This window comes from Synechococcus sp. MU1643, from assembly GCF_020514095.1.
In the GTDB taxonomy this organism is placed as follows: Bacteria; Cyanobacteriota; Cyanobacteriia; order PCC-6307; family Cyanobiaceae; genus Parasynechococcus.
Genome location: NZ_VTKY01000001.1, coordinates 441,468 through 456,039 on the forward strand (window position 1 = coordinate 441,468; position 14,572 = coordinate 456,039).

Annotated in this window: 10 protein-coding genes; 9 read left to right on the forward strand and 1 reads right to left on the reverse strand. The window is 61.1% G+C overall.

The features are described 5' to 3' along the window. The first annotated feature begins 26 nt into the window (after window positions 1-26). Genes FZX09_RS02745 through FZX09_RS02775 form a run of 7 tightly spaced genes read left to right on the forward strand, consistent with a single transcriptional unit; the run spans window position 27 to window position 6,138 of the window. Window positions 27-509: a flavin reductase family protein gene (locus FZX09_RS02745; protein ID WP_226399757.1), complete on the forward strand. Its 483-nt coding sequence runs from the start codon at window positions 27-29 to the stop codon at window positions 507-509. Between the two features lie 9 nt (window positions 510-518). Next, complete coding sequence (uvrC, locus tag FZX09_RS02750) at window positions 519-2,504, forward strand: excinuclease ABC subunit UvrC (RefSeq protein WP_226399759.1); 1,986 nt, start codon at window positions 519-521, stop codon at window positions 2,502-2,504. Next, complete coding sequence (locus FZX09_RS02755) at window positions 2,501-2,788, forward strand: hypothetical protein (RefSeq protein ID WP_226399760.1); 288 nt, start codon at window positions 2,501-2,503, stop codon at window positions 2,786-2,788. The genes uvrC and FZX09_RS02755 overlap by 4 nt, the downstream gene beginning before the upstream one ends. 2 nt (window positions 2,789-2,790) lie before the next feature. After that, the gene (locus FZX09_RS02760; RefSeq protein WP_226399762.1) at window positions 2,791-4,287 is read left to right on the forward strand and encodes a cryptochrome/photolyase family protein; all 1,497 of its coding nucleotides are present in this window, start codon (window positions 2,791-2,793) and stop codon (window positions 4,285-4,287) included. A 35-nt stretch (window positions 4,288-4,322) separates the two neighbouring features. Next, window positions 4,323-4,895: a protoporphyrinogen oxidase HemJ gene (hemJ, locus tag FZX09_RS02765; RefSeq protein ID WP_115023060.1), complete on the forward strand. Its 573-nt coding sequence runs from the start codon at window positions 4,323-4,325 to the stop codon at window positions 4,893-4,895. A 13-nt stretch (window positions 4,896-4,908) separates the two neighbouring features. After that, window positions 4,909-5,556: a PHP domain-containing protein gene (locus FZX09_RS02770; protein ID WP_226399764.1), complete on the forward strand. Its 648-nt coding sequence runs from the start codon at window positions 4,909-4,911 to the stop codon at window positions 5,554-5,556. A 27-nt stretch (window positions 5,557-5,583) separates the two neighbouring features. Next, window positions 5,584-6,138 (forward strand): hypothetical protein, encoded by a 555-nt coding sequence (locus FZX09_RS02775; RefSeq protein WP_226399766.1) that lies wholly within the window; start codon window positions 5,584-5,586, stop codon window positions 6,136-6,138. Here FZX09_RS02775 and cobN read toward each other — a convergent pair. Next, window positions 6,128-9,856 carry a cobaltochelatase subunit CobN gene (gene cobN, locus FZX09_RS02780; RefSeq protein ID WP_226399768.1) on the reverse strand — a complete coding sequence of 1,243 codons (3,729 nt, stop codon included), beginning with the start codon at window positions 9,854-9,856 and terminating at the stop codon, window positions 6,128-6,130. The two genes, FZX09_RS02775 and cobN, sit on opposite strands and share 11 nt — an antisense overlap. 66 nt (window positions 9,857-9,922) lie before the next feature. Between cobN and FZX09_RS02785 the strand changes: the two genes are divergently transcribed. Then, window positions 9,923-10,837 carry a branched-chain amino acid transaminase gene (locus FZX09_RS02785; protein WP_226399770.1) on the forward strand — a complete coding sequence of 305 codons (915 nt, stop codon included), beginning with the start codon at window positions 9,923-9,925 and terminating at the stop codon, window positions 10,835-10,837. A 64-nt stretch (window positions 10,838-10,901) separates the two neighbouring features. Continuing rightward, entirely contained in the window at window positions 10,902-14,528 is a 3,627-nt protein-coding gene (gene metH / locus FZX09_RS02790) for a methionine synthase (RefSeq protein WP_226399772.1), read from the forward strand. Window positions 14,529-14,572: the final 44 nt, after the last annotated feature.

The window sequence follows — 14,572 nt, forward strand, 5'->3', positions numbered from 1 at the left end:
TAGATTTCAACCAACGCATTCGTGCCATGAGCCTCGACGCCGACGCCAAGAAGATCCTGCTCCGCAAGATCCCCCACGGACTCTTCATCTGCGGCGTGCGCAACGGCGATGAGGTCAACGGTTTCACCGCCAGCTGGGTGACCCAGGGATCGTTCGAACCGCCATTGGTGGTGATGGGTGTTCGGTCTGACAGCAGTAGTCACGCCATCATCGAGGCCACCGGCAAGTTCTCCCTCAATGTGTTGCGAGCCGATCAGAAGGACCTGGCGGCCGTGTTTTTCAAGCCCCAAAAGGCGCTCGGTGGTCGCTTTGAAGCGGCACCCTTCGAAGAAGGTGAGCTTGGCCTTCCCCTCCTCACTGACGCCGTCGGTGGTGTGGAGTGCGAGCTCGTGGGTTCGATCAAACACGGAGACCACACCGTTTTTGTGGGCGAAGTGAAAACGGCGCGTCTGATTGCCGATGGCGATGCCCTGAACCTGGCCAGCACCGGCTGGAATTACGGCGGCTGAGCTGGCCTGGTGGATGCCGCCTCCAGTGCACCGCTGCTGACGCAGCCCGAACGTCTCGAACGCCGCCTCAAGGAGATTCCCCCTGAGCCTGGTTGCTATTTAATGCGGGACGGCGACGACCGGATCCTCTACGTCGGCAAGTCGAAGGCGTTGCGCACTCGCGTGCGCAGCTATTTCCGCAGCCGCCACGATCTGTCACCACGGATCCGGCTGATGACGCGCCAGGTCTGTGAGATCGAGTTCATCGTCACCGACAGCGAGGCGGAAGCCCTCGTGCTCGAGTCGAATCTGATCAAGAACCATCAGCCGCACTTCAACGTGTTGCTGAAGGACGACAAGAAATATCCCTATCTATGCATCACCTGGAGTGAGGCCTACCCAAGGATTTTCATCACCCGTCGCCGCCGTTTCCGCAGTCCCCTGGATCGCTTTTACGGGCCCTATGTCGATGTCGGGCTGTTGCGTCGCACCCTGTTCCTGGTTAAGCGGGTTTTCCCGCTGCGGCAACGGCCACGTCCGATGTACCCCGACCGGACCTGCCTCAACTACAGCATTGGGCGCTGTCCGGGGGTCTGTCAGGAAAAAATCAGCTCGGAGGACTATCACCGCACCCTGCGCAAGGTGGCGATGGTCTTTCAGGGCCGCAGTGATGAACTGCAGCAGCTGCTGCAGGAGCAGATGGAGCGGTACGCCGAGCGGATGGACTACGAATCGGCGGCCCGGATCCGCGATCAACTTCAGGGGCTGGATCAGCTCACCGCCGACCAGAAGATGAGCCTGCCGGATTCCTCCGTGAGTCGGGATGTGCTGGCCCTTGCCTTTGATGAACGGTTGGCGGCCGTCCAGCTGTTTCAGATGCGTGCCGGGAAGTTGGTGGGACGTCTTGGCTACACCGCCGACGCCTCAGGCCTGGAACCGGGACTGATCCTGCAACGGGTGATTGAAGAGCACTACAGCCAGGTGGATTCCGTTGAGGTGCCCCCCGAGCTGTTGGTGCAGCACGCTCTCCCTCAGCAGAAACTCATGGAGGACTGGCTCTCGGAACAGCGGGAGCGTCGGGTGCAGATCCACTGCCCCCAGCGCCAGCAAAAGGCCGATCTGATTGAACTGGTGCAGCGCAATGCGGAGTTCGAGTTGCTCCGCGCCAAGCAAGGCCAGGAGAAGCAGTCGTTGGCCACGGAGGATCTGGCGCAATTGCTGGAGTTGCCGACCCCGCCGCGACGAATCGAGGGGTATGACATCAGTCACATCCAGGGCAGCGATGCCGTGGCCTCCCAGGTGGTGTTCATCGACGGATTGCCCGCTAAGCAGCACTACCGCAAATACAAGATCCGCAGCAGCAGCATCCGCGCTGGTCACAGCGATGACTTCATGGCGATGGCAGAGATCATGCGCCGCCGTTTTCGGCGCTGGGCCCGGGCCAAGGCGGAGGGGGTGGATGTGGGTGCCCTGCGTCATAAAGGCGGCAGCGCCTTGCAGACCGACGGCCTCAACGACTGGCCCGATGTGGTGATGATTGATGGCGGTAAAGGCCAGCTCTCGGCCGTGATGGAGGCTCTTCGGGAGCTGGATCTCCATGAGGATCTCAACGTCTGCTCCCTCGCCAAGCAGCGCGAAGAGGTGTTTCTCCCTGGCGAAAGCCAGCCCCTGGAGAGTGAACCGGATCAGCTCGGGGTGGTGCTCCTTCGCCGCTTGCGGGACGAAGCCCACCGTTTCGCCGTCAGCTTCCACCGCCAGCAGCGTGGTGAGCGGATGAAGCGTTCACGCCTGTCGGACATCCCTGGGGTCGGTCCCAAGCGGGTCAAGGATCTATTGGCTCACTTCCACTCGATTGATGCCATCCAGCTGGCATCGCTTGAAACCCTGTCTAAGGCCCCTGGCGTTGGCCCGGCGCTGGCCCGCGACATCCACGATTTCTTCCACCCGTCGGACGACGGCACCGACGCTGATGTCAGGGCTGCTTTAGAAGAACAGCCTCAGGAACTCTCCGCATGATCCGTCATCTCTGCATGGCTTTGGCAGGAGTGCTTCTGCTCGCCAGTCCGGTCTGGGCGTCCCCAGGCCTGTGCACGGGGCCCGTGTGTGCCGATGGCATTACCCGCAGTGCCAAGAACCACTGGCAGTTGGTGCTGCGGCTCAACGATCAGCAGGGCCATCGCGAAAAAGTGGTGATGAATTGCCGGGCCGGCCAGTTGAGCCCCATGGCCGGACCCGTGGATCGCGCCTATGCCACCGCCCTGGGCCATCGTGCCTGCCGCCTTGCTGGGGAGGACAGCTGACGGTGGATCTCAGTCTCGTTTTTCCCCATCAGCTGTTTGAGCACCATCCCGCGATCCAGCCGGGGCGTGCCGTGGCACTGATCGAGGATCCGCTGCTGTTCGGTTCCGATCCCCGCTGGCCAATCCAGGTGCATCGGCAGCGCTTGCTTTTGCATCGGGCCTCGATGAATGCCTATGCGGAGATGCTTCAGGCCAAGGGCTTCTCTGTGCTGCGGATCCTTCAGGGCCAGGCGGCCAGCACCGCTGTGATCCTTGGTGGGCTCCTCGATCAGGGCTACCGGTCCTTTCATCTCGCGGATCCGGTGGACGATGTTCTGACCCAACGGATCTCCGCCTTCGCATCACGCCATGACTGCGGTCTGGAGATAGTCCCCACTCCGATGCTGCTCACCCCAGAGGCCGTCATCGATGACCATTTCGCATCCCGTAAGAAGCCACTGATGGGTCGCTTCTACGAGATGCAGCGCAAGCGACTGGATCTGCTGATCGATTCTGATGGTGGCCCTGTCGGCGGCCGCTGGAGTTTTGATGCCGACAACCGCAAGAAGCTTCCCAAGGGAATCCTTGTTCCTGAGCTCCCTGGCAAACGTTCGAGCGGCTCGACCGTCATCGTCGACACCGCTCGGCAGCAGCTGATCGAGGAGGGGGTGGCCGGCATCGGCAGCTGGGACGAGTTCCATTACCCAGTCACCCATGGCGATGCAGCCCGTTGGTTGGATCAATTTCTCGATCAGCGGCTGCGCCAATTCGGGGCTTACGAAGATGCGATCAGCACCCAGCACCAGGTGATGTGGCACAGCGTTCTAACGCCGATGCTCAACATCGGTTTGCTCACGCCGCAGCAGGTGCTGGATCGAACGCTGGAACGGGCCGAGGTCGGTGATGTCCCCCTCAATTCATTGGAGGGATTTCTGCGTCAGATCGTCGGCTGGCGAGAGTTCATGGCTGCGATGTACAGGCGCCATGGTGTGGAGATGCGTAACGGCAATTTTTGGGGCTTTGAAGACCGACCAATCCCTTCAGCTTTCTACACCGCATCCACGGGACTTCCTCCGATTGATGACGCCATCCGCCATGCCTTAGGGACCGGTTATTGCCATCACATCGAACGACTGATGCTCCTGGGCAACGTGATGCTCCTCTGCGGATTCCATCCAACCCGGATCTACACCTGGTTCATGGAGCTGTTCGTGGATGCCTACGACTGGGTGATGGTGCCCAACGTCTACGGCATGAGTCAGTTTGCCGATGGCGGCATCTTCACCACCAAGCCCTATCTCTCCGGGTCGAACTACGTCCGCAAGATGTCGGACTACCGCAAAGGCGAGTGGTGTGACACCTGGGATGGCTTGTTCTGGAGTTTCATCCATTGCCATCAAGACTTCTTCCGGCGCCAATACCGCCTTGCGATGATGGCCCGCAACCTGGATCGCATCGGCGCCGATGTTCTAGTGGCCCATCAGCGCCGGGCCAGCGATTTTCTTGACGCTCTCACCTGAACCCTGCGTAAGGTCGCTCCAGAGCAGTTGTGTTGATGACGTTTTCGCCCGAGGCCTACCTCTGGTTCAAGACCCTGCACATCGTTGGAGTTGTGGTGTGGTTTGCAGGCCTCTTCTATCTGGTGCGTCTGTTCATCTATCACGTTGAAACCGAGGAGCTGGCGCCGGAATTGCAGCAGCCGTTCCGCGATCAATACACCTTGATGGAGAAACGTCTCGCCAACATCATCACCACGCCCGGTATGGCGGTGGCGGTGTCGATGGCAATCGGGTTGCTGCTGGCTCAGCCCTCCTGGCTTCAGCAGGGCTGGATGCACGCCAAGCTCGCCTTCGTGGCGGCTTTGCTGGCCTATCACGTGTTTTGTTACCGGCTGATGGGCCAACTCCACGCCGGCACCTGTGCCTGGTCGGGCAAGCAGCTCCGCGCCCTCAATGAGCTGCCCACGCTGCTGCTGGTGATCGTGGTGATGCTGGTGGTGTTCAAAACACAGTTCCCCACCAGCGCAGCGACCTGGTTCATCGTCGCTCTGGTGGTGTTCATGGCGGCGTCGATTCAGTTTTATGCCCGTTGGCGCCGACTGCGGGCCGAAGCCTCCGCCAAAGCTTGAGATGAGGGCTGAGATGACCCATCCGCTCAAGGCTGTTCTCGACCAGGTGGGACCGTCGAGCTGCCCCACCACGCACAACTTTCACTGCCACACTGTCTGCAGCGACGGCAGCCTCGAACCCCTGGACCTCATTCAGCAGGCCACCGAGCGGGGGCTCCAGCATCTTGCGGTGACGGATCACCACAGCAGCCAAGCCCATCAGGAGATCCAAGCCTGGCTGAAACAGCAGCGCGGCACCGGTGCCGTGCTCCCCACGGTTTGGAGCGGCATGGAAATCAGTGCACTGCTCAAGGGATGCCTGGTTCATGTGCTCGCCCTTGGCTTCGAGCTGAACCACCCTGCGCTTCAGCCCTACAACCGTGGTGATGCCGTTGTCGGTGAACCGCTAAGGGCTGAGGCTGTGGTCAAGGCAATCCATGAAGCCGGTGGATTGGCGGTGTTGGCCCATCCCGCCCGTTATCGCCTTGGTCATGACGTGTTGATCGATGAGGCGGCTCGTCTCGGTTTCGATGGCGGTGAAGCCTGGTACGACTACGACATGCAACCAAGCTGGTCTGCAAGTCCCTTGATCTGTGAATCCATCGACCGTCAGCTGAGCAACCTTGGCCTTTTGCGTACGTGTGGCACCGATACCCATGGAATTCACCTTTGCGGCCGCTAAGTTCGTCTCATCTCAGTTCCGGTCGACATGGGCTTCTTGGATCGTCTGCTGAAAAAGGATTCCGCAGAGTCCGACTCCACGATTCAGCCACGCAAGCCAGCGAAGGAGAAGCCGGCCGAGTTTTTTCTTGATGCAGACTCCTCATCCTCACTGGGTGATGTGAACTACATGCGCGAATCGAAGACGATTCGTCGCACCTTCCCGGGCACGGCCGCAAGCCCCGGAACGAAGGAACAGATCATGGAGGTGGCCGCTGAAACCGAGAAGCTTGAGAAGCGCAGCGAAGGCCTTGGGGGCGTGGTCAAGAAGGAACAATCCGTCACCCTCAACGCAGGCATCCCCACTCCGGTGAAGAAAACCTTCGCTACGCAGGTGAGCACGGATGAGATGAGCAAGCGCCTCAAAGGCACAGCCATCACGGGTGTGAACACCCCTGCTCCCGCAGATGCTGCTCCCGTCGGCCGCAAAGAAGAGTTGAAGCCCAAGGAAGAGCCGGTGGCCAAAGCAGGTTCTGCTGAGCCGTCCTCGAAGCCTGGATCGATCGATCCCTTTCGTCAGATGGTTCGCGATCTCAACAAATAGGGCTGCCTCGTTCAATTTGGGCTTCGCTGCTGTTCACAAGGGTTTGCAGGTGAAGCAGCTGCCCATCCGTTGCTGCAGTCCAAAGGCCTCGATTCGAGGCCTCCAGCAGTCGCTCGGCCATGTCTCTGAGCACCCAGGGATTGCTTGCCCTTAGGAAGTCAAGAATCCGCGACTGGCTTAGCCACTCATCACATAGAGCGCCATAACACCAATCGGGAACGCGATCGGTGGCCGCGTCGTAGGCAAACAGGTAATCAATGCTGGCCCCCATCTCGAAGGCACCCTTGTAGCCGTGTCGCATCATCCCCTCGATCCAGCGGGGGTTGAGCATCCGGCTGCGCATCACCTTGTCCAGTTCCTTTTCGAGCCGGTGCAGGCGAGGCCGTTCGGAGCGGGAATGGTCCCCGAACCACAGCTGCGGACGTGCTCCTGACACCTCTTCCACCGCGGCACTCAGGCCACCCTGGAACTGGTAGTAATCGTCGGAATCGAGCAGATCGTGCTCGCGGTTGTCCTGGTTGTGGAGCACCACCTGCACTCTGCCCAAGGCCTGTTCCAGACCGGAACGGTCGAGGCTGGGGGCGGCGCCACCGTCGTACGACCACTGGCTCCAGCTGAGGAAGGCTTGGCCCAGGTCTGCTCGGGAGTCCCAGGCACCACTGTCGATCAGAGCTTGCAGACCGGCTCCATAGGCACCGGGGGCGGATCCATAGATGCGGCCCTGGGGTCCCCCTCGACGGGTGAGCTCGGCCAGCGGGTTGAGTTCATCCGGTTCATCGAGGGCCGCAATCATCGACTGGGCCTGATGCACCCAGCCCACCAATTGGGGAAAGGCATCGCGAAAAAGTCCGGAGATGCGCAGCACCACATCCACCCGTGGTCGCTCCAGCAAGCGGGGTGGGATTACCTCCAGGTCCACCAGCCTTCGGGTAGGGCCATCCCAGACCGGTCGAACACCCATCAGGGCCAGCAGCTGTGCGATGTCTTCTCCGCCATTGCGCATCGTGGCCGTTCCCCAGACCGACAACGCCAGATGGCGCAGCGGCTCCCCCTGCTCCAGTAGATGGAGATCCAGCAACTGCTCCGCTGAGCGTCGCCCTAGGTCCCAGGCGGCTTCCGTGGGCAAGCCCCGCAGATCGACGGAATAGAAATTCCGGCCTGTAGGCAGCACATCGGGGCGGCCGCGACTCGGAGCTCCTGACGGCCCAGCAGCAATTCGCTGACCCTGAATGCCCCGAAGGAACGCCGCCTTTTCGGCTGCGGCACAACCGCTCAAGCGAGGCCAGAGGTCGTTGCGCAGGTTCAGCAGGCAGGGATCCTCCGGGTTCCAGGTCTGGAAGGGTTCCGCCATCCCGTCGCACTGTTCCCCATGGACGACCTGACGGATCAACAATTGAGCCTGGTGCTCCAGCCATGCACAACCATCCCCCACCCGACGGCAGTCCGATCCGCCCAGCACCCTCAGGCGGGTCTGGTCCGTCTCCGAGAGCTTGTCGCCTTCGTCCTGCTGCCAGGGATCGAAGCCCAGACCTGCCTGTATGGCCATGGCTTGCAGCAAGCCCGGCTGTCCCTGCCTGGGGGGACGGGCTAGGGCAACCAGCAGTTCATCGGCAGCTTCTGCCGACGGCGCAACGCCGAACCGATGCAGGCCCGTGCGGATCTGCGATTCCTTCAGCTCGCAGAGATAGGTCTCCGCCTGATCAAGACAGCTCTCCAGCAGCTGTGGTTGTCGGCGAATCTCCTCTTCACTGGGGATTCCAGGCCAGTTGAGGTCTAGCAAGCTGGCATGCACCGACTGTTCCAGCACCTGGGCCCGCTGCCCCCCCAGCTGGCGAACCTCCACAAGTTCGTCGAGCAGCCCCTCCAACCGTTGGAGTGGTCCGTGCAACCCAGCACGACCCAAGGGCGGTGTGAGGTGGTCCAGCACCACGGCGTGACCGCGACGCTTGGCCTGAGATCCTTCGCCGGGGTCGTTGACGATGAAGGGGTAGAGATGTGGGATAGGGCCGAGGGCTAGGCCGGGGCCGCAGGAATCGCTTAACCCCACTGACTTGCCCGGCAGCCATTCCGCACTGCCGTGCTTGCCAACGTGCAGCATCACCTGGGTTTGATGCACGCTGCGCAGCCAGAGGTACTGGGCCAGATACCGGTGTGGTGGCGGCAGATCCGGTGAGTGGAGATCGGCGATCTGGTCGGCGTCGTAGCCGCGATCCGGCTGGATCAGCACCACCACATGACCGAAGCGCAGGCCGTGAATGGCAAACCCCTGGTTTGGATCCAGATCGCAGGCGGTCTCCGGAGGCCCCCATCGGGATTCGATCAAGCGTCGAGCCGGCTCCGGAACGGAGCCCCACCACTGCTGATAAGTGGTGAGGGGCAGATGATCCAGCGGTGGACGGTGCTGTCCCTCCGGTGCATTGGTACGACCGGCCAACAGTTGTTGCATCAAGTCATCGCCTGTACCCGGCAAGGCATCCGTGCCCAGGTCATGGCCTGCGTCCGCCAGCCACCGGAGCATCCGCGCCGTGCTGTCCGGTGTATCGAGGCCAACACCATTGGCTACACGCCCATCGCGCACGGGATAGTTCGCCAACACCATTGCGATGCGCCGGTCGGCGCAGGTGGTCTGGCGCAGCTCCACCCAGCGACGGCTGTGTTCGACCAGCCACGCCAGCCCCTGTTGATCCGGCTGCAGACAAGGAATGGCGGTGGCCAGAGGTCCGCTCGTCTGCCGGTGCTCACGAAAACTGCAGGGCCGCGAGGTGATCCGGGCATCCAGCTCCGGCATCACTACTTGCAGGGACAGATCCATCGGATTGAGCCCCTGGCTGCTCTCCAGCCACTGGGCACGGCTGCGGCTGCTGCTGAGCAGTTGCAACACCGGTCGATCCAGCCGATCCCAGAGCGGGCTGCCTAAGCCGGCCTGTTCGGACTGCACCGAGGCAAAGGACGTTCCTGCGATCACGAGCTCAGCGTTTTGCTGTTCCAACAGGTCGTGGACGCCGGCCTGCACTGCAGGGTCTCTCAAGCTGCTGACCCACAGCAGACAGGGTCGCAGTCCCTGTTGCCGCAGTGCGGCCGTGAGTTCATCCGCTAGGTCTAGATCTCCGGCCTGAAACTGAGCTCGATAGAGCACCACACCAACGGCTGTCCCCGGTTCATCGCGCCAATCCCAGGGCATCGGATCGGGGCAAGGCACCACCGCGACGCTGTCGGGTGATGGGGGGCTGCCCTCCATCAGGGCCTCGAGGACCTTCAAGAACTGCCCCATGTTGTCGATGCCGCCTTCCCGCAGCAGAGCCGACAGCCGATCGGCCAGTTCAGGACTGCAGGAGCCCAGCCCATGCAGTTCGTTGCTCTGATCAGCCGTTCCGGCAAGGACGATCAGTTGCCGTTGTTTCGCTTCGGCGCGCCAGCGCTGCAGTTGCTCTAGGCCGTAGCTCCAGTGCCCACGACTGCCGAGCAGACGCACCACAATCAATCTCGCCGCCTGGGCGGTGGTGTTGAGGTAGTGGTCCAGCTGCGCTGGGTGGTCTAGGCAGCTCAGGGACAATGCCCGGATCTGATCGTTCCAGGCAGGGTTGCTCGGCAGGCTGGCGTCGAGGCAGCTGATGTCCGTGCCAGCGCTGGTGAGGAAAAGTACGTCGGCGCCCGGCTGCTCGACCAGCACCACATCTTCCGGTGGGTCCAGGCCCGGACAGGTGGCAAGGCGATGCATGACCCCATTCTCCGTCTTTGCGGTGACCGGTGGTGAGAAGATTCAGCGGTCGGATCCTTCACGGTGATGCATCAGTTCCTGCCCTATGCCTGGTTCCAGGGCCAGTGCGTTCCCTTCGAGGAGGCCAGGATCTCCATTGCCACCCATGCTCTGCACTACGGCACCGGTGCCTTCGGCGGCATGCGAGCTATTCCCGATCCCGAGAACAGCAACACCATGCTGCTGTTCCGTGCTGATCGGCACGCCCGGCGTCTCAGCCAGAGTGCCAGGTTGCTGCTAACGGATCTGAGTGAGGAGACGATCCTCTCGGCTCTCACTGCGATGCTCCAGGCCAACAAGCCTGACCAGCCCATCTATCTGCGGCCCTTCGTTTACACCAGCGATCTAGGCATCGCCCCGCGCCTGCACAATATTGAGACCGATTTCCTGATTTACGGACTCCCCTTGGGGGATTACCTGTCCCCGGAGGGGGTGAGCTGCAGAATCAGCAGCTGGACCCGCCAGGAGGACCGCTCTCTGCCGCTGCGCGGCAAGATCTCCGGCGCATACATCACAAGTTCGCTGGCCAAAACGGAGGCCGTTCAGAGCGGTTTCGACGAAGCCTTGCTGTTGAACAGTCGCGGCAAAATCAGTGAAGCCAGTGGAATGAACCTGTTCCTGGTGCGTGATGGCCAACTGATCACGCCTGGAGTGGATCAGGACATCCTCGAGGGCATCACCCGCGCCAGCGTGATTGAGCTGGCCAAAGCGATGGACATCCCTGTGATTGAACGTCCGGTCGACAAAACCGAGTTGTTCATCGCCGATGAAGTGTTCCTTTCCGGCACGGCCGCCAAGGTGACGCCGATCCGTCAGATCGAATCAACGGTGCTGAATGCCAAGCGGCCTGTGATGGATGCGCTGAAGGCCAAGCTGGTGGGGATCACCGAAGGGCGGGACTCCGCCTATGAGCACTGGGTGACTCGAATTCCGATCTCCTGATAGGAACAGCCTGAAGTTCGTCCTGAGCTTTTCTTAAGATCAGACCCTCTTCAGGGGTGCATTGATGGTGGTGACGCAGGCAGATCGGCAAGCCACCACCTCTGCATTCCTCAAGCACCTGCACGGGCCGCAGCGCCCTGTGCTGGTATTCGACGGCGCCACAGGCACCAGCCTTCAGGGTTTGGGGCTTACCGCGGATGATTTCGGTGGTCCTGAGCTGGAGGGCTGCAACGAGAACCTTGCAGTCACCAAACCTGATGCGGTCAAGGCTGTGCATCGCCAGTTCCTCGAGGTGGGCTGCGATGTCATCGAGACCGACACCTTCGGGGCTGCATCAATCGTGCTGGCGGAATACGGCCTGGAAGACAAGGCCTTCGAGCTGAACAAGCGGGCAGCCGAGCTGGCGCGGGAGATGGCTGATGAATTCAGCACTCCTAAGAAGCCTCGCTTCGTGGCAGGGTCCATGGGACCCACCACCAAGCTTCCCACCCTCGGCCACATTGATTTCGACACGATGCGGGACTCGTTCCGCGAACAGGCTGAGGGACTGATCGCCGGCAACGTCGACCTTTTTATCATTGAAACCTGTCAGGACGTGCTGCAGATCAAGGCAGCTCTCCAGGGCATCGAAGAGGCTTTTGCCGCCACCGGTGAGCGGCGGGCCCTGATGGTGTCGGTGACGATGGAAACCACGGGCACCATGCTCGTTGGCACGGACATCGCTGCGGTGGTGTCGATCCTGGAGCCGTTCCCGATCGACATTCTCGGCCTGAACTGCGCCACCGGTCCGGAGCAGATGAAGGAGCACATTCGCTATCTCTCCGAGCATTCCCCCTTCACCGTCAGCTGCATTCCCAATGCCGGTCTGCCGGAAAACGTTGGCGGTGTGGCCCATTACCGCCTCACGCCAGTGGAGCTGAAGATGCAGCTCATGCACTTCGTTGAAGACCTCGGCGTGCAGGTGATCGGTGGTTGCTGCGGCACCACTCCCGCCCATATCGGCAGCCTGGCAGAACTGGCACAGGAGCTCAAGCCTGCAGAGCGCCCCTCCCGCTGGGATCGTGCCAGTGATGAAGATGTTCGCCCCAGCCTCAATTACGAGCCCGCCGCGTCATCGATCTACGGCGTCACGCCCTACCACCAGGACAACTCTTTCCTGATCATTGGTGAGCGGCTCAATGCCAGCGGCAGCCGCAAGGTCCGCGAACTGCTGGCAGAGGAAGACTGGGACGGGCTGGTGTCGGTGGCCCGCGGCCAGGTGAAGGAAAATGCTCACGTGCTCGATGTCAACGTCGACTACGTCGGTCGCGATGGCGAACGGGATATGCACGATCTGGTGAGCCGTCTGGTCACCAACGTCAACCTGCCCCTGATGCTCGACTCCACCGAGTGGCAGAAGATGGAGGCGGGCCTGAAGGTAGCCGGGGGCAAGTGCATACTCAACTCCACCAACTACGAAGACGGTGACGGGCGCTTCTTCAAGGTTTTGGAGCTTGCTCGCCGCTACGGCGCCGCTGTGGTGGTCGGTACGATCGACGAAGACGGTATGGCCAGAACGGCCGAGAAGAAGTTTGCGATCGCCCAGCGGGCTTATCGCGATGCCCTGGAGTTCGGGATCCCGGCCCACGAGATCTTCTATGACCCTCTGGCACTTCCCATCTCTACTGGCATCGAGGAAGACCGTCTGAATGGTCGCGCCACCGTGGATGCCATCCGGATGATCCGTGAGAACCTCCCTGGCGTGCACGTGGTGCTCGGGGTCAGCAATGTGAGTTTCGGCTTGTCACCGGCAGCCCGGATCACCCTGAATTCGGTCTTCCTCCACGACTGCTGTGAAGCCGGCATGGATTCGGCCATCGTCAGCCCAGCAAAGATTCTTCCGTTGATCAAGATCAGCGATGACCACCAAAAGGTGTGTCGAGATTTGATCAATGACAACCGCCGTTTCGAGGACGGCATCTGCGTCTACGACCCGCTCACCGAACTCACCAAGCTGTTTGAGGGAGTCAGCACCAAGGAAGCCCGTGCTTCTGGCCCCTCACTGGCCGATCTGCCCATTGAGGAACGGCTCAAGCAGCACATCATTGATGGGGAGCGCATCGGCCTTGAGCCCTCTCTAGACGAGGCGCTGCAGACCTATCCCCCTCTGCAGATCATCAACACCTTCCTGCTCGATGGCATGAAGGTGGTGGGTGAATTGTTCGGCAGCGGCCAGATGCAGCTTCCCTTCGTTCTGCAAAGCGCTGAGACGATGAAATCCGCTGTGGCTCACCTAGAGCCGCACATGGAAAAAGGCGAGGGTCAGAGCACGAGCAAGGGCAAGTTCCTGATCGCCACGGTGAAGGGTGATGTCCACGACATCGGCAAGAACCTGGTGGACATCATTCTCACCAACAACGGTTTTGAGGTGATCAACCTCGGCATCAAGCAGAGCTGTGACGCGATCGTTGAGGCCCAGCGTGAGCACCAGGCCGATTGCATCGCCATGAGCGGTCTGCTGGTGAAATCCACAGCATTCATGAAGGACAACCTCAAGGCCTTCAACGATGCGGGGATCGATGTTCCTGTGATCCTCGGCGGAGCGGCTCTGACACCGCGCTTCGTCAATAAGGATTGCCGCGAGGTTTACGACGGCAAGGTGATCTACGGCCGTGATGCCTTCGCTGATTTGCGCTTCATGGATGCGTTGATGGACGCGAAGCGGAGCGATAACTGGACCAACACCCAGGGCTTTCTGGCTGATGCCCCACAAGGCGTGGGCCTGGATGAAGAGTCGACAACCTCCGAGACCCTTGAGGAGACATCCGCCTCCAAAACGGATGTTCCAGCAGTGGATCTGCCACCGGTGAGCTCGGATCGTTCGGACGCAGTCCCCGCTGAAACCGCACCGGTGACGCCCTTCCTGGGTTCTGCTGTGATCACCGAGGCCGACATCGACATCGCTGAGGTCTTCCGCTACCTCGACCGCAATGCTCTCTTTGCCGGCCAGTGGATGCTCCGCAAAACCAAGGAACAGAGCCGTGACGATTACGAGGCGATGCTGGCGGAGAAGGCAGAGCCCGTGCTGCAGGAGTGGATGCAGCGCTGTATCAACGAATCACTGTTAACCCCCCGGGCGGTGTACGGCTACTTCCCTGCCGGCCGCGATGGCAACAGCCTTCGGGTGTTCCATGCCGATGGCACGCGGGAACTCGGACGTTTTGACCTTCCCCGTCAGCGTTCTGGCAACCGCTACTGCATTGCCGATTTCTTCAACGATCTGGACTCTGATGGATGCCCTATAGACGTGCTGCCGATGCAGGCTGTGACCATGGGCCAGAAGGCCTCCTTGGTGGCCCAGGAGTTGTTCAAAGGCGATCGCTACAGCGACTACCTGTACTTCCACGGCCTTGCGGTTCAGATGGCCGAAGCGATGGCTGAATGGGTGCACGCACGCATTCGCGCCGAACTTAGCTTCGCTGATCCTGACGGCATGGCACTGCGCGATGTGCTGGCCCAGCGTTATCGCGGTAGTCGTTACTCCTTCGGCTACCCGGCCTGCCCCAACGTCTCTGATTCCAGGCAGCAGTTGGAATGGCTTGGCGCCGACCGGATCGGTCTCAGCATGGACGCGAGCGACCAGCTCGAACCGGAGCAAAGCACCACAGCATTGGTGGCTCTCCATTCCCAGGCGCGTTATTTCAGCGCCTAAGCCTGAGGGGCGTCCCATAGCCTGAGGCGCCCTGTTTCTTCTCA